Annotated in this window: 24 protein-coding genes; 23 read left to right on the plus strand and 1 reads right to left on the minus strand. The window is 31.0% G+C overall.

The features are described 5' to 3' along the window. The first annotated feature begins 17 nt into the window (after window positions 1-17). The 22 genes from BSU00_RS09950 (at window position 18) to BSU00_RS10035 (ending at window position 17674) form a co-directional block, all read left to right on the plus strand. Window positions 18-356: a hypothetical protein gene (locus tag BSU00_RS09950; protein WP_105004256.1), complete on the plus strand. Its 339-nt coding sequence runs from the start codon at window positions 18-20 to the stop codon at window positions 354-356. Between the two features lie 154 nt (window positions 357-510). Further along, window positions 511-1764, plus strand: coding sequence for a cadherin repeat domain-containing protein (locus BSU00_RS09955; protein ID WP_105004257.1), 1254 nt, complete (start codon window positions 511-513; stop codon window positions 1762-1764). 110 nt (window positions 1765-1874) lie between these two features. Beyond that, window positions 1875-2075 (plus strand): hypothetical protein, encoded by a 201-nt coding sequence (locus BSU00_RS13015; RefSeq protein WP_199176785.1) that lies wholly within the window; start codon window positions 1875-1877, stop codon window positions 2073-2075. Window positions 2076-2672: 597 nt separating this feature from the next. Then, window positions 2673-3125 carry a protease complex subunit PrcB family protein gene (locus BSU00_RS09965; RefSeq protein WP_105004258.1) on the plus strand — a complete coding sequence of 151 codons (453 nt, stop codon included), beginning with the start codon at window positions 2673-2675 and terminating at the stop codon, window positions 3123-3125. A 451-nt stretch (window positions 3126-3576) separates the two neighbouring features. Continuing rightward, on the plus strand, window positions 3577-3729 hold the full coding sequence (locus tag BSU00_RS13445; protein ID WP_255402344.1) for an ABC transporter ATP-binding protein: 153 nt from the start codon (window positions 3577-3579) through the stop codon (window positions 3727-3729). Window positions 3730-3948: 219 nt separating this feature from the next. Continuing rightward, window positions 3949-4305, plus strand: coding sequence for a hypothetical protein (locus BSU00_RS13450; RefSeq protein WP_233188695.1), 357 nt, complete (start codon window positions 3949-3951; stop codon window positions 4303-4305). A 22-nt stretch (window positions 4306-4327) separates the two neighbouring features. Next, window positions 4328-4960: a hypothetical protein gene (locus BSU00_RS09975; protein ID WP_105004259.1), complete on the plus strand. Its 633-nt coding sequence runs from the start codon at window positions 4328-4330 to the stop codon at window positions 4958-4960. Between the two features lie 80 nt (window positions 4961-5040). Beyond that, window positions 5041-5562: a hypothetical protein gene (locus tag BSU00_RS09980; protein WP_105004260.1), complete on the plus strand. Its 522-nt coding sequence runs from the start codon at window positions 5041-5043 to the stop codon at window positions 5560-5562. A 548-nt stretch (window positions 5563-6110) separates the two neighbouring features. Continuing rightward, complete coding sequence (locus BSU00_RS09985) at window positions 6111-6395, plus strand: DUF3781 domain-containing protein (RefSeq protein ID WP_105004261.1); 285 nt, start codon at window positions 6111-6113, stop codon at window positions 6393-6395. A gap of 178 nt (window positions 6396-6573) precedes the next feature. Further along, complete coding sequence (locus tag BSU00_RS09990; protein WP_105004262.1) at window positions 6574-7299, plus strand: TlpA disulfide reductase family protein; 726 nt, start codon at window positions 6574-6576, stop codon at window positions 7297-7299. A gap of 485 nt (window positions 7300-7784) precedes the next feature. Further along, window positions 7785-8450, plus strand: coding sequence for an NAD(P)-binding domain-containing protein (locus BSU00_RS13455; RefSeq protein WP_233188696.1), 666 nt, complete (start codon window positions 7785-7787; stop codon window positions 8448-8450). After that, window positions 8393-8866, plus strand: coding sequence for an FAD-dependent oxidoreductase (locus BSU00_RS13460; protein ID WP_233188697.1), 474 nt, complete (start codon window positions 8393-8395; stop codon window positions 8864-8866). The genes BSU00_RS13455 and BSU00_RS13460 overlap by 58 nt, the downstream gene beginning before the upstream one ends. 91 nt (window positions 8867-8957) lie before the next feature. Continuing rightward, the gene (locus BSU00_RS10000) at window positions 8958-9533 is read left to right on the plus strand and encodes a hypothetical protein (RefSeq protein ID WP_146104839.1); all 576 of its coding nucleotides are present in this window, start codon (window positions 8958-8960) and stop codon (window positions 9531-9533) included. Between the two features lie 378 nt (window positions 9534-9911). Next, the gene (locus BSU00_RS13020) at window positions 9912-10256 is read left to right on the plus strand and encodes a hypothetical protein (protein ID WP_199176786.1); all 345 of its coding nucleotides are present in this window, start codon (window positions 9912-9914) and stop codon (window positions 10254-10256) included. A 336-nt stretch (window positions 10257-10592) separates the two neighbouring features. After that, a complete protein-coding gene (locus BSU00_RS10010) occupies window positions 10593-11573 on the plus strand; it encodes a hypothetical protein (protein ID WP_105004264.1) in 981 nt (326 codons plus the stop codon). A 589-nt stretch (window positions 11574-12162) separates the two neighbouring features. Continuing rightward, a complete protein-coding gene (locus tag BSU00_RS10015; RefSeq protein WP_158254417.1) occupies window positions 12163-13431 on the plus strand; it encodes a S41 family peptidase in 1269 nt (422 codons plus the stop codon). Window positions 13432-13734: 303 nt separating this feature from the next. Next, window positions 13735-13911: a hypothetical protein gene (locus tag BSU00_RS12940; protein WP_158254418.1), complete on the plus strand. Its 177-nt coding sequence runs from the start codon at window positions 13735-13737 to the stop codon at window positions 13909-13911. Window positions 13912-14017: 106 nt separating this feature from the next. After that, entirely contained in the window at window positions 14018-14428 is a 411-nt protein-coding gene (locus tag BSU00_RS10020) for a hypothetical protein (RefSeq protein ID WP_105004266.1), read from the plus strand. 17 nt (window positions 14429-14445) lie between these two features. Beyond that, complete coding sequence (locus tag BSU00_RS12945; RefSeq protein ID WP_158254419.1) at window positions 14446-14622, plus strand: hypothetical protein; 177 nt, start codon at window positions 14446-14448, stop codon at window positions 14620-14622. Between the two features lie 98 nt (window positions 14623-14720). After that, complete coding sequence (locus BSU00_RS10025) at window positions 14721-15407, plus strand: DUF6624 domain-containing protein (RefSeq protein ID WP_105004460.1); 687 nt, start codon at window positions 14721-14723, stop codon at window positions 15405-15407. Window positions 15408-15850: 443 nt separating this feature from the next. Next, complete coding sequence (locus BSU00_RS10030; protein ID WP_369820319.1) at window positions 15851-16498, plus strand: HAD family hydrolase; 648 nt, start codon at window positions 15851-15853, stop codon at window positions 16496-16498. Between the two features lie 165 nt (window positions 16499-16663). Next, on the plus strand, window positions 16664-17674 hold the full coding sequence (locus BSU00_RS10035; RefSeq protein ID WP_233188698.1) for a glycosyl hydrolase 53 family protein: 1011 nt from the start codon (window positions 16664-16666) through the stop codon (window positions 17672-17674). A 209-nt stretch (window positions 17675-17883) separates the two neighbouring features. Here BSU00_RS10035 and BSU00_RS10040 read toward each other — a convergent pair whose 3' ends face one another. Continuing rightward, window positions 17884-18462, minus strand: a complete 579-nt coding sequence (locus BSU00_RS10040) for a T9SS type A sorting domain-containing protein (protein ID WP_105004268.1) — start codon at window positions 18460-18462, stop codon at window positions 17884-17886. Window positions 18463-18838: 376 nt separating this feature from the next. On the opposite strand from BSU00_RS10040, the gene BSU00_RS10045 reads away from it, so the two are divergent. Then, window positions 18839-20605 carry an alpha/beta hydrolase-fold protein gene (locus BSU00_RS10045; protein ID WP_233188699.1) on the plus strand — a complete coding sequence of 589 codons (1767 nt, stop codon included), beginning with the start codon at window positions 18839-18841 and terminating at the stop codon, window positions 20603-20605. The last annotated feature ends 54 nt before the right edge of the window (window positions 20606-20659 follow it).

The following is a 20659-nucleotide window of genomic DNA, read 5'->3' on the forward strand; positions in this document are numbered from 1 at the left end:
CATAAAAAACTAAAATTATGAAAAAAGCATTGTTATCAGTGATAGGAATTCTGACAATATTGATTGTTTTTTCATTTTGTAGTTCAAACTTTAGTACCCAAAGAATTATAAAAATTACTTCCGAAAGTCAAAATGAGTTTGATATGGTTCAAAATGGAGTTATAACTAAAGGTATAAAAACACCATATGAATTTATATTTTCTGAAAGAAAAGGTGATTTTATTTTCAAATCAAAAAATAACGATCAAGAACTCAAAATCAATGTTAATAGTAAATACGGAAATTTAATTGTTGAATGGAATACGGTCGTTTTGAATGTTGAAAATAATGATGTAAAAATTTATGGAATGAATTAAGACTGGCTTCGTAATATAAAGGTATATTTACGTTCTTGCCAAATTCTAAAAATACTTGCTGATTTTTGATTTAATGTATACAAGTTAAGTCAAGCGCTAACCCATGTAATTATTCATATTCGAGGCCATTTTAAATAATTAAAATTATAAATAAATGAAAAATCATAAACTATTCTATTTACTAGTAATACTTACTTTCTTTATTATATCTTGTGAGGATTCCAATGATGATGTAAATGATACCATATCGATTTCGATATCGGACTTTTCAATTAGTATTGATGAAAATCCAACTGCCAATTCATCTCTTGGGATTGTTCAAGCTACAACTAATCAAGGGGATATTACCTTTTCCATTACAGAACAAACTCCTAAGCAAGCAATTCAAATCAATGCTAGTACAGGGGAAATTACTGTACTAACTGAAAGTTTATTTGATTACGAAACAAATCCCATAGTAACGGGGATTGTAAGAGCTGAAAATTCAGGAATCTCTGAAACGGCAAGTATAACAATTAATCTAAATGATATTAATGAAATTGATGATGACTACAAATTATTAGCTGTTTCTGAGCTCGGAGAGGTTTATGAAATTGGAAATAATACAGGTAACATAGAAAACATAGGTCAGATTAATCGAGAAAATAATGGTTCTATTCTTTCAACTAATAACCTAATATCTTCATCGGATAAAATTTATTCTATCGAATACGTATATAATCCGTCACCTACAAATAACCTATTAATATTTGATAGAAAAAATAGAACGAGTCAAATAATACCTCTAACAATTCCTTCAACAATAAATGGAGATGAAAGGGGGATTATAGCTCTTACTAAAGACGAGAATAATTTAATTGGTGTCTTAGCTGAAAATGTTTTAAGAAGTAATTCAACAAAACACCTTGTCAATATTAATCTTCAAGACAATTCTATTACAGAATTGGGCATTACCTTTAATGAAGATGTGGTTACCTCTGTGGTTAAAATTAATTCAAAATTATATATTTCAACATGGCGAGAAGGTTTTTTAGAAGTTGACTTAGTTGATAATTCCGTAAATAATATAAACTCTATTAACGGTAGTAGACTAGCTTCGATAAACAATTCTGAATTAGCAGTAATGCAATCAGTTTCTGGCTCTACATATGGTGCGAAACCGGGAATAATTGATTTAACTACAATGTTGATTTCTGACAAATCAAAAGGAGAAACTTATAGTCTAATGACTGTTTTTGGCAATACTATCTATGAAAATGGAATTTATTTGAATTTAGTAAGTTCAAATAGTCTGAATTTATATTTAGGTATTTTAAAGTCAAATTTTGGGACAAATGAAAACTCTATTGTTGAAATAAACTCAACGAGTGTGAGTCAAAACTTAATAATTTTAGACAAAACAGAATAAAACTTATTTACGAAACATTTGTCGGACTTTGTATTTGAGGTCTATTCGTTAAATTTGATTCATAAACCAAACTACTTGGTATAGACAAAACTTTGTCTAATATTAAAAATATGAAAATAAAATTAAGACTTTTAATTTATTTTACATTATTAAGTAATATTATTTATGCACAAACTGTAAAGAACTCCCTTTTTAAAAAGAATATTAACGTTCTAGTTGAAGAAATGGAATTTATGTACGGATATGATCAAACGGTGCGTGAATATACCATTTTTAAAACCTTTGATAAATCAGCAACAAATAGAATTTAAAGCCTATCTAATAGTTTAAGAAGAAGCATTAAAAAACAGAAAATTTGCATCGGATACTTTAAGAAAATTTATTTGGAAAAAATATATCAACCCAATGGATGCTGAACATACTGAAAGGATGATAGAAATAACTAATAAATATGGTTTTCCAAGTGTAAAACGGATTAAAAAAACTACTCTAAAGAATTTACTGATCCAGAATTTAACCCAATCTTAATATTTATCCATTCCCCAAAAAAACTATTGGGAAAAGTTAAAGAAACTGATGCTGAACGAATATCAAAATGGTGTAATTGATCAATGTCAATGTGGGTATTTGCTTTGGCATTTTACAGGGCGTAAAACCTTTCAGCCAATGCTTGATAATGGATTTAAAATGGTAAAGGAAAATGGGAAAGATATTTTAAAATCAACATGTGGATAAACAACCTTATATATAGTTGAATGAAATCTATCATTATTAAATATTAAGATTTAAAAATTGATTTAACAAATCATATTGTAAACATATACGAAACCGTTGTAGCAAATATGACGCAACCATTTATACTTTTAACCATCTAATAGAAAATAGTCTAACAAAAAATATAATCTATTATGAAAAATTTAGTAGTCATCTTATTTTCAATTTTAATTTCTAGCTGCAGTTCAGACAATGAAAACCTGAATAGTAGGAACGTCGATTCTACCTTAATTTCAAAAGGTAATCTACACGGAAATGGAATAGAAGGAATTTCTAAACAGAATTTTGTTATATCTAACCAAACCGTCTGGAATAATTTAATTTCCCAAATGGACTCTGCTTCTAATGTTTCTGATAACTTTACCGAAACTACTATAGATTTTTCGGAGTATACAATTATTGCAGTATTTGACGAGATAAAAAGAAACGGAGGTTATGATTTAGAATTAAATATAACGGCAAATTCAGAGAATATCATTGTAAATATTACAAGTTTAGTTCCTGAAGAAGTTGCCCCCACCGTTATTACACAACCATATTATATTGTGAAAATTAAAAATTCTAACTTAGCAATAATATTCGAATAAAAGCCTACTTAAATAGTACTTAAACTTTATTAAAACTCAGTTTAGCTGCACCGTTAAGTAAGAATCAAATTTGTATATAAAAATAAAATCTATCACAAAAGATAAATATTAAATCCATTTCTAAATATTTTTTGGATGTAAACATGTTCAATGTACCTTTTTCGTTAGTTTTTTCATTCACCTTAGGTATTTTATGAAGTGTTGTTGTTTTTTCATCATTTGGGATTTTTATAGGTTATTTAGGTTATCAGACTTTTAAAAAAAATGAATATTATGCATATTATAATCTTGGATATACAAAAGCAAACCTTTTAACAATAGTGTGGCTAATTATATATTTATTTCTTTTTTATTAATCATAACTCATCTGATATTTAGATAAATGGATGTATTAAACGTGGTAGCTCTTAATAAATCTTTCGGAAAGAAAGCCATTTTATAGAATTTTAATATTAAAGGTAAGGTTGGAGAGATGATAGGGGGTTTTGGCCGAAACGGAGCTGGAAAATCTACTTTATTAAAACTAATATTTGTTACATTGAAAGCTGATTCAATTGTTCTAAAAATAAATTCAGAAACTATTTCTCAAAAAAATATTATTTAATCTAAGAGAATTGGCTATTTACCACAGCATACTTTTTACCTAAAGAAAGAAAAGTAAGAGAAATAATTCCTTTGTTTTTTCCAAATGGAGATGATCAAAATAATATATTTTATTCGCCAAAAGTTTCAAGTTTTGACAAAATAAAAGTTGGAAAATTATCTCTAGGTCAATTACGCTATCTTGAGTTACTGATTATCGGTAATCTTAATCATAAATTTTTTGATGCTGGATGAACTATTTTCAATGATTGAACCGATTTATAAAGAAGTAATCAAAGATTTATTATTAGAACGTAAAAAATCAAAAGGTATAATTTTGACAGATGATTATTATAATGATGTTCTTGAAATAACAGATAAAAACTTTGTCATTAAAAAAGATAAAAATATTGAAGTATTCTGCGAAGAAGATCCAGTGAAATACGAATATTTGAGTTCAAATTTTTTAATATTACTAAGCCTAACAAGTCATAAAATTAATCACTGGAACATACACGGTAAAAGTTTTTTACCATTTTCTATCCATAATTTATTTACTAAATTTAAACCTAAAATTATGCAATTAATTTTACACTAATCGTTTTAGCCAATTAGACATTATGAAAAGAGAACTTATATTTTTGTCATTATTGATAATACTAATAAGTTGTAATAGACGTAAACCTAATGATATTGAAATACATATTGTTGAAAGTATTAAGCAAGCTAATAATGAGAGAAATTACGATTTAATAAAACCTTTCCTATCTCAGAAATTTCATTTTAGAGGTAGTGATATTAATACATCTTTTACCTCTTTATATGCTTATTTAAACTTCAAGGCATCAGAAGAAATTACGAAAATAGAAGTTGATTATGTGAAGGAAATTAATGATTCGATATTCTCAATAAAAGGTACTAAATTCTATGAAAATTATAACTCAGAAGGGCTTGAGCTAACATATAAACTTACTGATAAAGGAGCAAAAATTCTAGTAATAAGTAGCATAAAACCACATAAATTTCCACTTACGACAAGGGCCTCATATAGGAATGAGGAAATATTTGGAAATGATCGTGTTAATAATATTAAGAACTTAAATGTTTTAGACAAATCTTTATCCGATTCAATAACTAAATTCAATTACAAAATATATTTTGATAAAAGATTAAAACGAGAAAGTGAATTTTCTTTATCACTTTTTGGCCGTTTAGATAGCTACTCAGTAAGCAATTTTCAATTAACGAAATAGAGAGAGAAAACCTTTATTTAACATCAATAAATTCAAATAATACTATAACTATAGGAAAAAGCCGAAACATTCCATGGACAATGGTTTTGTATGAATCTGATAGTTCCAATTTTGTCAAACTAACCAATACAATTGGAAATACATTTTCGCACGAAATAGTTGAAGGAACTTTGGTGCAAAAATATAATCTAAAAGGTTATGAATATAGGTGGTTTCGAGATGGCTTATCTGAATACATTGCTTATAAGTTCTGTAAGATAATTGCACCAAATGAAGCTAAAAGTTATTTTATAGATAATAGATTATTATTAGCCGCTAAGTTCTCTATGGAGGGGAATCTCTTAGATTGGAGAGCAAACGGACCTATTAAAAGCGTGGATAAAGGAAAACTCTATGGCTCAAAATTCATTTACAGTAATGAATTAGGTCAATATGGGAGAGCTTTTAAATTTTTTAAAGATTTATTTGAAAATGATGAAGGTCAGTTAATCGAGATTCTAAAACAAATAAAGACAATTAATAATTTAACTATCGATATTCTTTTAAAAATAATGTCAGAGGCTACTAACAAAAACATTGCGGAATTAATTAGTAAATATTAAACATACTATACAAAGTACAAAAGTAATATTGGTTTAATTACTAAATGGAAAGTAATTATTTGGTTTAGAGTTAGTACATTTTGATCAACTGCTTTCTTAAACAAGACCTCGTAAGTAACTTTAAAAGTAAAATATAGGCTAGCCAAAAATATTTGATAATCATGTTAAACATTGTGTAAAACGTAAAGAAATCAATAGTAACATAACGGAATGTTGCCTTACTAGAATAAGTGGTACATAACCAAATCTTGGAACTTATTTTTTTAAAGATCAAAAACTTATTAGAACGAATCCATTTATAAAATAGTGGTGGAAATTCCAAAATTATAAAGGTTATAATTAACCAAGCGTTTAAAGTCAAAATGCATAAACTGCGATATGATTTTTTTGGACGAAACGAAAAAATAACAATTACATGAACGGTTATTTGATTGAAAATAAAGGTCAAAATATATCCTAAAGCATAGTGAGTATTGCATTGGTAAAAGTCGATGGCTTTAGGTATAGAAAACCTACATTGAATACACAAACAGAATAAAAAAGAACAGATGCATGCCTATAAAGAAAAGATCATAAATAACATTTGTTACACCGAACTCGTGTATGGCAGAATTAATAAGAAATTGAATTTGCAACTTTCTAAGCAGAAAATTGAATTCCTAGTTTCCAAAATTCTACTAGAAACAGACGAGTCTGGGTTTTGTAAAAAAGGGAAAAATATTTATGTAATTAACACTACAGAAAATATTAGATTAACCATTAATTACAATACAAATAGAATAATTACAGCGGATAATTTAAGCGAAAAGAAGAATCAACCAAGACAAAAATGATTTGCTAACCATAAAATATTTATGCAAAGTAACAAGAATTAGGTGGTGCTAACATATTCCAGAACAATTAAACACACTGGAAATTTTATACAAGCACGTTTACCAGAATTAACTTTCCTTAACTTTTCTTAACATGCAAAATACTTACCTTTTATTAAATTGCATAAAAATTTAAAAAATGAATAAATTAGTTACACTACTACTGCTTTTAATTACAATTACTAGTTTCTCACAAACACATTATTATTCAACCAATGGAAAAAATAGAATGACGGAAACTGAAATAAAAGAGCAACTTTCAGAAATGGAAAGTAAAATGAATAAAGCTCTAGGGAAAAAGGTTTATGCTAGTTTGGTAGTCCAAGGCACAGTATCCAAAAAAGACTCGATTATTTCTAATGTTACTTTTAAAATTAGTGATAAAAAACAAGACGAATTATTCTCTACTGGACCATTTGCTAGGTATAAAGACAAACAATTTCCAAATTTTAACTTAAAGACATTAGCAGGTGAAAAATTTGATACACAACAGTTAAAGGACAAGCCCACCGTAATAAATTTTTGGTTTACAAAATGTAAACCTTGTATCGACGAAATGCCAATACTAAATAAAATAAAGGAAAAGTATAAAGAGGATATTAATTTTATTTCCATAACCTACGAGAAAAAAGATGCTGTCTTAAAATTTCTTGAAAAACATCCTTTTGAATTTCAACATCTTGTAGATGCCAAAGATTTTACCGATGATCTTGGTATTACTGCCTATCCATTAAACCTGTTTTTAGACCGAAATGGAATTTTGAAGTATGTAAATAATGGAATTCCATATGAAAGTAAAGAAGGAGGAGCATTGAAAATAGGCGATGGAACTGAAATTGTTGCAATTATTGAAAAATTAATATAATTGTGGCTATAAGTAGAGGTGTGTAATCGCTAGTTAAGGTATGCACAAAGGTTATTTATTATTTTTATATGTTTTTTAGTTATTGAATTTTAAACTTAAAAAGGCTAACAAGCTATGAATAGCTGAAAAATGAGGAAATCTCGTGGCGATTACTTTTGATGAAATACTTTTAAAGTAAATTTTATCAAATGAACTATGCAATCATATGGGATGCAATTAGGATATTACTTTAATATTTCAAACCGAACATGCAAAGAACAAAAACTAAATATATCGTATAAATAAGGGTTAAGAAAAACCACCGAAAACTTAAAAAATGCGAATGAAATACCCAATATAATTGGTGTTAAATAGTTTTGAGAATTTAAAAAAGAGCATTAAAGTATAAAAAATAAATAGAATTATACAGAGTAAATCCATAAGTATTCAAGGTAACTTACCAAAACCATTGGGCATAATATGCATAAATAGGTATATTTGTTATTATGGTTTTAAAATCAGAATACAGGGTTTATGATACGATTATAATCGGAGGTGGCCAAGCAGGGCTTTCTGTTGCGTATTTTATGAAACGAACCAAATTGGATTATGTAATTTTAGACAACCAATCAAAATCAGGAGGTGCTTGGCTTCATACTTGGGATAGTTTACGATTGTTCTCACCTTCGATGTATAGCTCTCTTTCTGGTTGGCAAATGCCAGCAAGTCAAAATGAATACCCTACAAAAAATGAATTTATATCTTACTTATCCGAATATGAAAAAAGATATGCTTTTCCTGTGATAAGAAATACGAATGTACTCCAAGTTTCAAATCAAAAAGGTGTTTTTGAGTTAGCCACTAACAACGGTAAATATTACTGTAAAAGTTTAGTAAGTGCAACAGGGACTGCCATGAATCCTTATATTCCCTCATACCCAAACTGTCATAAGTTTAAAGGAAGACAAATACATTCTGTTGCCTATAGAAATACGGATGCTTTAAAAAATAAAAAAGTGCTTGTAGTTGGAGCAGGTAATTCTGGAGCACAAATTTTAGCGGAAGTATCAAAAGTGGCAACTACAAAATGGGTGGCTTCTGAGCACCTGTATTTTTGCCAGAAGAAATTGATGGCCGTTACTTATTCATACAAGCTACTGATAGGTATCTAAAAAGAGAATCTCAGAAATATCCTAAAGAAATATCTCTCCGTAATATCGTTCAGGTTAAAAGTGTTAAAGAGGGGATAAGAAATGGTGTATACAAGGATTACAGACCATTTAAAGAATTCTATGAGCATGGTGTTATTTGGAGTGATAATTCTAAAGAAGCATTTGATGTGGTACTTTGGTGTACTGGTTTCAGACCAAATTTAAAGCATTTACAAAAGTTAGGTATCACAAAAGACAATACGATTAAAACACAAAACACCCACGCAATCAAGGAGCCTAGACTTTGGTTAGTTGGGTACGGGAATTGGACAGGTTTTGCGTCAGCTACAATTTACGGGATTGGTAAAACTGCCAAACAAACGGTAGAAGAAATCGCTATTTATTTCCATAACAAATCTACACAAAATGGTGTGTAATATATATTCCTTTGGTTAGGATGTTCGCACAGAAGGTAAGACATAACTAAAAAACTAAGAATGAACAAGCTTCTAATATAAATGAAATAAAATGACAAAATTTTCACTAAAGACAACCATCATCCGTGGGGTTGCCTTAGCATTACCACTATCAGTAGTCCTTTATGTATTGTATAAGTTCATGAAGATTTTTGAAAGTCTTATTGGACCTATCGCCAAAAAATTCCAAATAGAACATATTTTTGGAGAAATTACACTTACTTTTTTTGCAGTATTAGCCATGCTTGGTATTGCCTTTTTGCTGGGGTTATTAATGCGAATTAAATCGATCGCTAATATAAGAAGGGAAGTGGAAGCATTGGTTCTGAAATTTATACCTTCCCTAAACTATTTAGAGCTCATGGCTGCAGATCGATTGCATGCCGATAACATAGATTTAAATTGGAAGCCTGTTTTAGTTTTAAAAGAAGACCACTATTTTCCTGCATATATACTAGAAGAAAACGAGGAATGGATCACACTAGTCACTGTGCGAATACCAAATACCGAGCCTATTGGAATGATGCTTGTAAAGCAAAGTTCTGTAAAGTGTATTCCTATTACAATGAAAGAAATGCGTTTGTATAACAAGCAATTTGGAAAAGGTTATATCGATAAAATTACCTAAGGGAGCACCTTAAATTTCTATCCCTGTTTAAAAAAATTAGGTCCTCTGGTATCGAATAAACTCGAGTACAAAATTTTCATCTATTTTTATGGTAAAGAGCTTTCTCGCAGGAGAATTATTTACCATGTTTGAGATCATACATCACAACTAGATAGTACCTGTGGTGCAGTCGAAAATTTGAAAAAAGAATAAGCTATGAAATTAAGACTTTTTTTACCACGTTTGGTATTCCTATGAAAAATATTATCGCAATTGTATTATTGGTTTCTTTGTGTTCTTGTTCGAAAGAATCGGATAGGTTAAAATCGGAAAATAGGAGCTTCAGGATCCAAATAGATTCACTTTAATCTGCACTAGATTCCGTAACAAATCTTCCAAGTGTTAGATTTGAGTGTATTATTTCAAAAGATATTTCAGTGGACTCTTTGCGAATCAAAGCTACGAAGGAATATATATTACCAAGTACAGCAAAATGAATTAAAAACTTCAGACTCTCTTCTCACTCAAAAATATTTGAATTTTGCAAAAGAATTCCCTGAATCCTATTTTTCTATGTATGCAATCGATAGAATTTACCTTATTGCTGAAAAGCAAAGAAGATTAAAAATCAATCAAGTTGTTGGGAAATGGAAATGGGAACTAACAACAAATACTTTAGTAGCTATTAAAGAACAAATGCATAAACAAATAGAATTTGACAAAAATTCTAATGTTCGTTTTTAGCAAAACAGAAAATTAATTTCAGAAGAAAAATATGAACTTTTAAGAAAAAATTCATTTGCACATCATATAAAATTTAGTAAAAAAGGAATTTACACAATTTTGATCAGGAAAAATGGTCTACTATCTTTAGCAAAAAGCGAAGGCTTGTGCATAGATTGCGGTACAGAGGTGTATAAAAAAATAAAATAAAATACGTCTGATTGGTAAATATCCGTGTAAAATTGTTGGCTAATTAAAGCCTTACTTAAAACTTCTTTCAAAACACAAAATCGATAATTTTTATTTACATTTGGTAGTGAAAATATCACTAATCGTTCCTGAAAATTTGCACAACGTATGAAAAAACTTTACAAGAGAATACTGTTTTCGATTGTTTTCGTAATTCTATTGATAGTAATCTCAATTCCCATTTACATAGCCTATTGGAGAAGTATTTCGACAGTAAATACTTTTCACACGTTTCAAGAACCAAGTAAAGTTTCGTACTGTGATATAAGATGGGATAGTGATTTTTTAGGTGATGAAAAAATAGAGAAAATAGCTTTTTATATTCCTGTGAAAATTGATGGACTCCAAAACAAATTATTCATGCAATTCGATAGTGGGCAACAAACTACTTTATTGTACGGAAAAACACTAAATAAGCTTTTAGATGCGAATCATAACCTGAATATTTTTTATGATAAAGATAGTCTTAAGTTTATCAAGAACCCAATAATAAACATAGCAGAAAATCAATTTAAGGCAAAAAAAATTAGAATTTCAAAATCTTTGGGAAGTAGCAGAATCGATACTTCTAAAATAGTAATCGGAACCATTGGATTTGATCTGTTTATAAATAGAACATTAATTTTAGATTTTAAAAATGATAAACTTGCAGTCACTCATAAAAGTGCGGATGATTTAACTTATAATTTAGAATATATAGAGGGAGCAAGTATTGATAAGTTTCCATTACTACTCCCTGCAAAAATTGGAGATAAAAAAACGAAACTTTTTTACGATACAGGTTCAAGCATGTTTCCTGTATTAACAAGTAACAAAAGGTTAAGGAATAGCAATGCTAATAAAATAGATAGTCTATGTTGTATAAATAATTGGGGAAAACAACTACCAGTTTACAGAAAAAAACTAAACAATGCTATAAAAATTGGCAACACAACATACGACAATCTATCTATTTATGGTTGTGAAGTTCTCAATGCAGTAGATTATTTACCCAGTTGGTATTTGTTTGGCATGACTGGAAATAAGCTATTTACAGGGAAGGTTGTTGTATTAGATACAAAGAATAATAAATTTGGTATTGAAAATTGACGTTTATTAATAACGTCTAAATGGCATAAAAACCTAGTTTTTCCTAACATAAAGTGTTTTTTCTGCCACTGGGCGCAATAAACCATAACAAATATTGCAATACTAACCGGGTATACGAACCAAAGTTTAGCGTTAATTTCCCTGTTTCATTTTTGTTTTCTATATTCGTAAAGATTTAAAAATTAGCATATACAAATCTTTGTTAGAAGGAGTGTACGTTGGTTTTTACAGTTATCTTCTCTAAGCTATGCAGAGAGGAATGAAAGAGGAAAAGAAAAAATTGCTTACTTCGAATACGGAAAAGAACTATGATTTCGTAAGCATTTAATGATTTGTAAAGAATATCCAAGGTAACAGTTTGGGGTTATGTACAATACTGTTTTGTATCTTGGTAAAAGAAGTTTAGTGCTAGCTAGTTTGAGTCTAAGGTGTACGGTATTACTTTTTTAAAAATAGTATAAGCCATGTTCGAAAACTACCTAGTATTGGGATTACTTTTTTACGATAGCAATATTTAAATTAGATTATAATTTGTTGTAACCAAAAGGTTATTATGGGTTATACAACGAAAAGCACATACTATTATACAATGAGAATATTTTTACTAGTCATTTGTATTTTATTTATTACAAATGGAGTTGCCCAAAATTCGATAAAGCCCTCTGAATTAAAGGAAGATTTTGAATACCTAATCGGAGAATTGAAATCGCAACATCAAGGACTTTACCAGTACCTTTCAGAGAATCAAACGAATCGCAAAATAGACAGTATTCAGAGTACCCTAGAAACACGGCAAACTAAAGTAGAATTCTATGAAAAATTAAGATATTTAATAGGATTGACAAACGAGGGACACACTGCTATCGAGCTACCAAAATGGACAATGATTAAATTAGGGCTTTCGAAATCTTTTTTACCACTTTCTGTAAAGTTTTGTGATGAAAACCTAATTATTGCACAAAACTATGGTAAAGATTTTGAAGAACTAAAAAGAGGGGCAAAAATTATTGCTATTAATAATAAAAAAGTAGACGAAGTATTACAAAGTTTATTTCCGTTAATTCCTACAGACGGCTTTAATACAACCTCGAAGAAAGAATGGATTGGTGGTTTGAATTTCTCTTTACTGTATAGATTAGTTTGCGGTAAAGAGAAGAATTTCGAACTTCAGATACAAAATTTTGGAAATGAAAAGGTACAAACTATAGATATTCCAGCTGTTCGGTTTACAAAATTTAAAACTAAAAATGCAAAGTTACCAGCAAGAGGTTTTGACTTTAATAGCTTTACATTTGAGCAAATTAATGATTCGATTGCCTATGTAAGCATTCCAAGTTTTGGTAAGGATAACTTGGATTATGAAAAATTTTATCAAGAAAACTTCAAAAAAATCGATTCTCTGAATATTAAGCATTTGATAATAGATGTTCAGGCAAATGGTGGAGGAACAGAAGGTAATGAAAATCTCCTTTTCAGTTACCTCTCTAACAAAGTTGTTAAAAAATATAAACAAGTAACCATGTGTCCAAAATCATATCAAAATAATAAAACTAAACAAGGTTATATTAACGACCAATGGACCTTGCAAAACAATATTGCTAAGAGAGGAGAATTTACCCTATACAGCGACTACTATTCAGATTTAGGATATAAAAACCCACAAAATAATTTGATTTATCACGGCAAATTATATGTTTTGATAAGTGGTAAAACATTCTCAGGAGGTGCAGAATTTGCTAGCCTAATAAAAATGAGTGATAGGGGTATATTTATCGGTGAGGAAACAGGTGTACTTATGAGGGAAATGTTAGTGGATACTCGGAATATATTACATTACCAAATTCAAAAATTGAGATAAAAATTCCGACGGTGCATTTTCAAATTAATGTTGCTCCAAAAACTAAAGGTCGAGGTATTATACCTAATTACACCGTACGACAAAAGTGGGAAGATTATGTGACAGGAAAAAACACGAAAAAAGACTTTACAATAAATATTATAAATAATATATGAAGAATCTAGCTAGAGACTATTTGCATAGATAAAATAGCATAACTAAGGCTAAAAATGCTTCATAGTTAACCATATTTTTTCTTCACGAAATTACTCATATTTCACAAACCAAATTAATATTAAATATTTTGAAATTTTAATTTCCATAATGTTAGAAATACAATCTAGCTACAAGCAGGAGTTGGTATCCCAAGAAAAGGAGGCATTTTACTACACTAAAGAAAGTGTAATTTCTGGTAGAATTACAAATATTACCGACTACATGCAGCAAACATTGTTAGAAATATGTGCATTCGAAAGAATGAATCAATTATACCAATGCTAATTATGTGACTCTGTCGCATTACAAGGTGTTATGATAGTTTATGTTAGATTGTTCTTATTAGTATTTTATATATTTTTAAAAATTTAAAACACAAACCTAAAAAAACATGAAAAGAAGTATACTAGTAGCAATAGCACTAAGTTGCATATTAACTTCCTGTAAAAAGAAAGCACAGGGATACAAGGATGAAGATACATTATGCCAATTAATCTTAAAAATTTACAAGGATGACCAAAAGTACAGACAGATGATGGATGATCCTTTTTTCGATATCCTAGATTCTATTCAAAAAGCAGAAGGAATTTCTAACAAAGAATACAGAAGTTTTAGTGAAAAAAAACAATTAGCATATGGGGAAATTGCAAGAGCAATTGCGAATAAACGGGAGAAGAAGTATACCAAAAAGCAAGAAGATTCTCTAATGCAATTGCAAAAAGTATTGGATATAAAAAATACAAAATTATTAATTGACATTATTACAAAAAGAGGATTTCCAAATGATCTTCCAATTGTGTAGGGCCTCAATTTCCTGGGATGACTTTAAGACATGCACCAGAGCAATATTGGGAAGAACTAGAACCCTTAATTACGAAAGAATATAAGGCAGGAAGAATGAATGAAGGTCAATTTAAAATGGTCTTAAATCACATCCATGGTCGTGAAGATTTTAAACTTACAAACGAGAGAGTAAATACTTTACAGAGCAAATAGTATTGTTGCTTTTACAATAATGAAACACAAATACTATTAAGATAGCTTTCCCATGCATTATAAACAAAACTCCATCTGTGGCTAAAATATCAAACCAAATGAATAAAATAATAGCACTTATAATTATTGGTTCCGTCTTGTTTGGATGCAAAGCTAAAATTCCCGAAAAAGTAGAGAATCAAGAAAAGGTAGCGTACAATCAAAAACTGGCCGATGAACTGAAAAAAATGGTAGAAATCGATCAAATTGCTGCCTTTATTCCTGAGGGTATATACAAAGATATGACCTCTGCAGAATGGACTTCTTTTAAAGACAGTGTTTTTACAACCCATCAAAAACGGCTGAATCAGATATTTGATACGTTCGGATTTGTAGGTTTTGATTTGGTCGGACAAGAAGGTTCTCAAAATTTTTGGCTTATGGTTCAGCATTGCGACCATAACAAAGATTTCCAAATAGCGGTTTTGGAAAAAATGGAGATAGCAGTTACTAAAGGAAATGCGCAACCGAGTAATTATGGTTTGCTTTTGGATAGAGTGCTCATAAATACCAATAAGAAACAAATTTATGGAACGCAAGTAACTTATAATTTTAAAACAGGGCAAGCCTATCCACAGCCTTTAAAAGATAGTACATCAGTTAATGAAAGGAGAAAATCAATAGGACTAGAGCCTTTGGAAAAATACCTCAATGAAATGACAGAAATGCACTTTGAAATGAATAAGAATGGTTATTTAAAAGAATTAGGGATAAGTAAACCTAAGTTATACGAGATTAAAGAGTAAGTGATGAGTTAATTCTCCCGGATCAACACTGGGAGTTTGTGTAGCAAAATTTTTACACTATGTAAGAATATGAAAAATGAAAAAATGAAAGTATATGTAAAAAGAAACTATTGCTTACCGAAGCAACTTAAAATAGAGCATATTGAAAAGCCAACTCCAAAAGAAAATGAAGTTTAATTAAGGTTTATGCTACTAATGTAAATAAAACAGACTTCGCGAACCTTAGCGCTAAACCATTTATAATGCGTTTTGTATTAGGATTTTTAAAAGGCATATTCGTAATTTGATATTAAGTAGCAGTGTATAAGGATGAAAGTTCTTGTATATTTCCTATATAGTTTTTATTTCCTACATTCGTTTCCTACGAATGCCATGTATTTTATTCTTGGCGTTGTGTATAATTAAAATTAAGAGTAATAGGTATGCAAGACAAAATCGAGGTATTGAAGAGTATAAAATGTGTCATATTTGACATGGACGGAGTGATTATAGATTCTGAATATCTTCACAAAAAAGCCTATTACGAAACCTTCCTTTCACTAGGCATAGAAGTGTCTGAAAAATTGTACAAAACAATTACAGGCTCTTCTACACTAAATGTTTTTCAAAAATTAGTTGCACACTTTAATTTAGAGCATGACCCAAGTGAATTAGTGTTGCAAAAACGAGGCTATTATACTGGGTATTTTGAAAAGGATCCATCCTTAAAACTCGTAGATGGTGTGGAGGGAATAATCAAATATTTTTTCGACAAAGGAATAGCCTTAATTCTTGCTTCTTCTTCGTCTATGCCCAATATTAATCGTGTATTTGATCGCTTTAACTTGAATCAATATTTTCTAGGAAAAATTAGCGGTGCCGATTTACAACAATCTAAACCACATCCTGAAATATTTGAAAAAGCGGCAAAAATGGCAAACATACCCAAGGAACAATGTGTTGTAATTGAAGATTCAGACAATGGCGTACAGGCTGCCAATAGTGCTGGTATTTTTGTTTTTGGATATTCCAATCCAATGTCAAAGGATCAAACTTTAAAAAATGCAAATAGCGTAATTGCAGAGTTCAGTGAATTAAAAAAATATATTTAAAACGAATAATAAGAGTACATTGTTTTTTTAATGTTGTAATTCGATATGTACAAAAGTATACCAAAACAACTACCCATATATACGTTTTTTCACAGTGTGTTTAATTTTTTTATAGGCATACTATTCTTATGCTTTTCCACTGCTTGTACTAAGAATACAGAAGAGGTGCCAGAAGATCTTGCAGATACCGATGCTTTTATTAGGGCCGTAGATATCTCTAGCTACCCGGAAATTGCAGCAACTGGTGTACCTTTTTACGATCGTTCTGGGAACCAAAAAGAGGTATTACAAATACTTAATGAACATGGTGTAAATACGATCAGGTTGCGTCTTTGGGTACATCCTAAGAATGCACATTCTGGATTCGATGAGGTGCGGGAATTTTCTAAGTTTGTGAAAAGTCGCGGTTTTAAAACTTGGTTGTCTGTGCATTATTCCGATACTTGGGCAGATCCGGGCCAACAAGAAACACCTGCCTCATGGAATCAAGGAAGTTTTGAACAGGTAAAAGATAGCGTTCGTTTGTACACCCAAAAAATAGTTACTGCACTGCACCCGGATTACATGCAAATAGGGAATGAAATAAATTCTGGTTTTTTACACCCATATGGCCATATTTCTGCGCAGTATTCCCAATTTATAGCCCTTATGAATGCCGCAACTGCTGTCGTTAGAGAAAATTCAAGTACCACAAAAATAATTGTACATTATGCAGGAGTAGAAGGTGCTAGTTGGTTTTTTGAAAAAGTACGCAGCATTGATTATGATATTATAGGTTTATCGTATTATCCAATTTGGCATGGTAAATCAACTTTAGCGTTACAAACCGAAATGCAAAACCTCAGTAGTAGCTTTGAAAAGAAAATAGTAGTGGCAGAAACTGCTTACCCTTTTACCTTAGATTGGAACGATTGGACCACAAATATAGTTGGTTTAGAAGACCAATTAATTCTGCCAGTTTACCCAGCAACGCCTAATGGGCAAAAGAACTTTATTCGTCAAATCAAAACGATTACGAAGAACACAGATAATGGGCTTGGCTTTTGTTATTGGGGTGGCGAATTGGTAGCTTGGAAAGGCGAGCAAGCTAGAGATGCTTCTCCCTGGGAAAATCAAGCACTGTTTGATTTTAATTCCAAGGCATTGCCGGTGTTAGAGGTGTTTAACGAGGAATAGAAAGGTTCCCCTTGTGTACCGATGACTTTTAATATGTACAGCAACATTAAATAGTGTTTATAGCCTAATTAAAGACCCTATATAACTATAAAGTTACTTTCATTGCACGCGAGTGTATTTCGCCTAAATATACTTGAGAAATGACTACAAATTCAGTCTACGATATTCTTATACCCAACTTTTATTTTCTGACAAAGCGGTATTCCTGTTTAATATTTTACCATTTGTTTGGTTCCTATTTTATCCCCTGAATTTACTTTAAGAATGTACATACCGGCTGATAAATTACCAATAGGAATTCTGTCCTCTTCAGCAACTAATGTAGCATGGTACATATTTCTTCCGATAGCATCGTAAATAGTAACGGTAGCATTTCTAAAATCATCTGCTACTTGCAAATTGATAAAATCTGATGCAGGATTGGGATACATGGTAAAACGCAATAAATCACTCTCTGCAACTCCGGCTGTTGCACTTACGGTTACTGTTCCGAACATATTCCCCGCATGCGGATCGCATACATAGTTCGTGCTTCCTAATTTAGTAAAGGTATGCGAAAATACATGACCAGGACCATTCGCAAAACCACTGTTAAAAGATTCAGCTCCTGAAGTAGCTCTTAGATTATGGGTGCCAGAACCCCAGGTCCATCTAACAGTATCACCCTGTTCTATTGTTATTTCTTGTCCTGCACTCGAGCCATCATTTTTCCAAGTTAAATCATGGGTAGTTTGGCTGTATAGATAGTTGGTGAGTAGCATAAAAATTAAAAGTAATGTTGTTTTCATGGTTAAGATTTAAAGTCATTATACATTTTAAATAGATAAGGTTTAAATTACAAAAAATAATCTTTTATTAAAAATAAATATCTGTGTAAGGTGTTGTTTTGTAGTTGATTAGTTGGTGCTTGTGTTTGAAAAGCATAAAAAGACTTTCTGCTTCTTAGGTTCTTTTTTTGTTAGATATAAATGAAAATAGTAGCAAAACTGCCCATTAGTAAAATTACACTTATATTTATTGGGTAAATTACAAGTAGTTTTTGCGGAGCTATATTTGTAAGGTTCATTTTGTTCTCTGCGAAAACTAACCAAATTTAAATCAATACTTCATACGAGTGCTTTTACAGTGCCCATAGGAAGTGCAAACACATTAACTGATATCGAAATGAAAAATAGGACTATTACAACTTTTCTTCCGTCTCTTCTTGCTTTAATGCTAAGCGTTTGTTCTTGTTCTAAAACAAAAGAAGAAACTAAAATTGCTAGTGTAACAACTTCCAACACTATTCAGGTAGCACATCCGATTTCTTCGGAAGAAGACACTTTGGATGGGCGACTTATTTTGCTTATAGCAGAAAATAATACTACAGAACCGCGTTTTCAACTAAGAGATGATGCTAAAACATGCCAGGCTTTTGGCATGGATGTAGAGGATTGGAACGCAAATGCTCCAATAGCCTTTGACACGAATGCTTTCGGATATCCAATATCTAGTTTTAAAGACCTTCCGTCGGGAGATTTCTATGTGCAAGTTGTATTTCATAAATACGAAACTTTAACACGTTCCGATGGTCATGTTGTGAAGCTGCCGATGGATAGAGGAGAGGGGCAACAATGGAACAAGGCACCTGGTAATTTTTATTCAATACCTAAAAAAATCACTATAGAAAACGGAGAATTTCCGAAATTAAACTTAGCACTCGATCAAAAAATTCCGGCTATTACCCCTCCAAAAGATTCTAAATATGTAAAACACATTAAAATTAGAAGTAAATTGTTAAGCGATTTTTGGGGAAGAGACATGTATTTAGGGGCACATGTATTGTTACCAGAAGGATGGGATACACACCCTGATGTAAAATATCCACTAGCAATAATGCACGGGCATTTCCCTAGTGATTTCAATGGGTTTCGATCGACACCTCCAGATCCTAATCTTACTCCGGAGTATAGCGAACGTTTTAAGGTAGACGGGTATAATATCATCGTTCAGCAAGAGGCTTATGATTTTTACAAAGCCTGGACTGGCCCTGATTTTCCACGAGTACTAGCTGTAAAAATTCAACATCCAACACCTTATTATGACGATTCGTATGCCGTAAATAGTAGTGCACAAGGACCATACGGTGACGCTATTACTTATGAATTGATTCCGTATATAGAAAAACAATTTAGAGGTATTGGAGAGGGATGGTCTAGATTTGTATATGGTGGTAGTACTGGTGGTTGGGAGTCTCTTGCCGTACAAGTTAAGTATCCTAAGGAATATGGGATGTGCTTTGCAGCCTGTCCGGATCCAATTGATTTTAGGGCGTATTGCTTGGTGGATATTTACAACGATAAAAATGCCTACTTTAAGGAAGGGAAATTTCGAAAGACACTAGTACCTGGTCATCGAGATTATTTAGGAAATGTTGATGCTACTTTGCGAGATATGAATTATCGAGAGTTAGTTTTAGGGAGTAAAGGACGTTCCGGACAACAGTGGGACATATGGGAAGCAACCTATTCACCAATCGATGCTGAGGGGTATCCAAAACGGATTTGGAACCGTATGACCGGAGAAATAGATAAAGAAGTAGCGGCGTATTGGAAGGAAAATTATGACCTTGCTTATATTTTGAAACGAGATTGGGCGAAGCATGGTCAAGATTGGAAAAATAAAATACATTTGTACTGTGGGGACATGGATAACTATTATTTGAATAATGCTGTATATCTCGCGGAAGAAATTTTAGCAGAAACAACAGCGCCATATTACAATGGAGAAGTCGATTATGGTGATAGAGCAGAGCATTGTTGGAATGGTGATCAGAAGAACGAAAATCACATCAGTAGGTTGCGATACCACCGCATGTTCATTACCAAATATGTAAATAAAGTAGCTGCTGTGGCTCCTGAAAATGCCGATTTAAAAAGTTGGAGGTATTAAGTTTCAGCAACCTTGCAAAAATATGCTTCTAGCGATATTTTCAATAGAAAATCA

Source organism: Tenacibaculum sp. SG-28 (assembly GCF_002954385.1).
In the GTDB taxonomy this organism is placed as follows: Bacteria; Bacteroidota; Bacteroidia; order Flavobacteriales; family Flavobacteriaceae; genus Polaribacter.

Excerpts from the sequence above, each read along its gene's own strand:
- BSU00_RS09950 (WP_105004256.1), top strand. The coding sequence starts at position 18 with ATGAAAAAAGCATTGTTATCAGTGATAGGAATTCTGACAATATTGATT.
- BSU00_RS09955 (WP_105004257.1), top strand. The coding sequence starts at position 511 with ATGAAAAATCATAAACTATTCTATTTACTAGTAATACTTACTTTCTTT.
- BSU00_RS13015 (WP_199176785.1), top strand. The coding sequence starts at position 1,875 with ATGAAAATAAAATTAAGACTTTTAATTTATTTTACATTATTAAGTAAT.
- BSU00_RS09965 (WP_105004258.1), top strand. The coding sequence starts at position 2,673 with ATGAAAAATTTAGTAGTCATCTTATTTTCAATTTTAATTTCTAGCTGC.
- BSU00_RS09975 (WP_105004259.1), top strand. The coding sequence starts at position 4,328 with ATGAAAAGAGAACTTATATTTTTGTCATTATTGATAATACTAATAAGT.
- BSU00_RS09980 (WP_105004260.1), top strand. The coding sequence starts at position 5,041 with ATGGTTTTGTATGAATCTGATAGTTCCAATTTTGTCAAACTAACCAAT.
- BSU00_RS09985 (WP_105004261.1), top strand. The coding sequence starts at position 6,111 with ATGCATGCCTATAAAGAAAAGATCATAAATAACATTTGTTACACCGAA.
- BSU00_RS09990 (WP_105004262.1), top strand. The coding sequence starts at position 6,574 with ATGAATAAATTAGTTACACTACTACTGCTTTTAATTACAATTACTAGT.
- BSU00_RS13455 (WP_233188696.1), top strand. The coding sequence starts at position 7,785 with ATGGTTTTAAAATCAGAATACAGGGTTTATGATACGATTATAATCGGA.
- BSU00_RS10000 (WP_146104839.1), top strand. The coding sequence starts at position 8,958 with ATGACAAAATTTTCACTAAAGACAACCATCATCCGTGGGGTTGCCTTA.
- BSU00_RS10010 (WP_105004264.1), top strand. The coding sequence starts at position 10,593 with ATGAAAAAACTTTACAAGAGAATACTGTTTTCGATTGTTTTCGTAATT.
- BSU00_RS10015 (WP_158254417.1), top strand. The coding sequence starts at position 12,163 with ATGAGAATATTTTTACTAGTCATTTGTATTTTATTTATTACAAATGGA.
- BSU00_RS12940 (WP_158254418.1), top strand. The coding sequence starts at position 13,735 with ATGTTAGAAATACAATCTAGCTACAAGCAGGAGTTGGTATCCCAAGAA.
- BSU00_RS10020 (WP_105004266.1), top strand. The coding sequence starts at position 14,018 with ATGAAAAGAAGTATACTAGTAGCAATAGCACTAAGTTGCATATTAACT.
- BSU00_RS12945 (WP_158254419.1), top strand. The coding sequence starts at position 14,446 with ATGACTTTAAGACATGCACCAGAGCAATATTGGGAAGAACTAGAACCC.
- BSU00_RS10025 (WP_105004460.1), top strand. The coding sequence starts at position 14,721 with ATGAATAAAATAATAGCACTTATAATTATTGGTTCCGTCTTGTTTGGA.
- BSU00_RS10040 (WP_105004268.1), bottom strand. The coding sequence starts at position 18,462 with ATGAAAACAACATTACTTTTAATTTTTATGCTACTCACCAACTATCTA.
- BSU00_RS10045 (WP_233188699.1), top strand. The coding sequence starts at position 18,839 with ATGAAAAATAGGACTATTACAACTTTTCTTCCGTCTCTTCTTGCTTTA.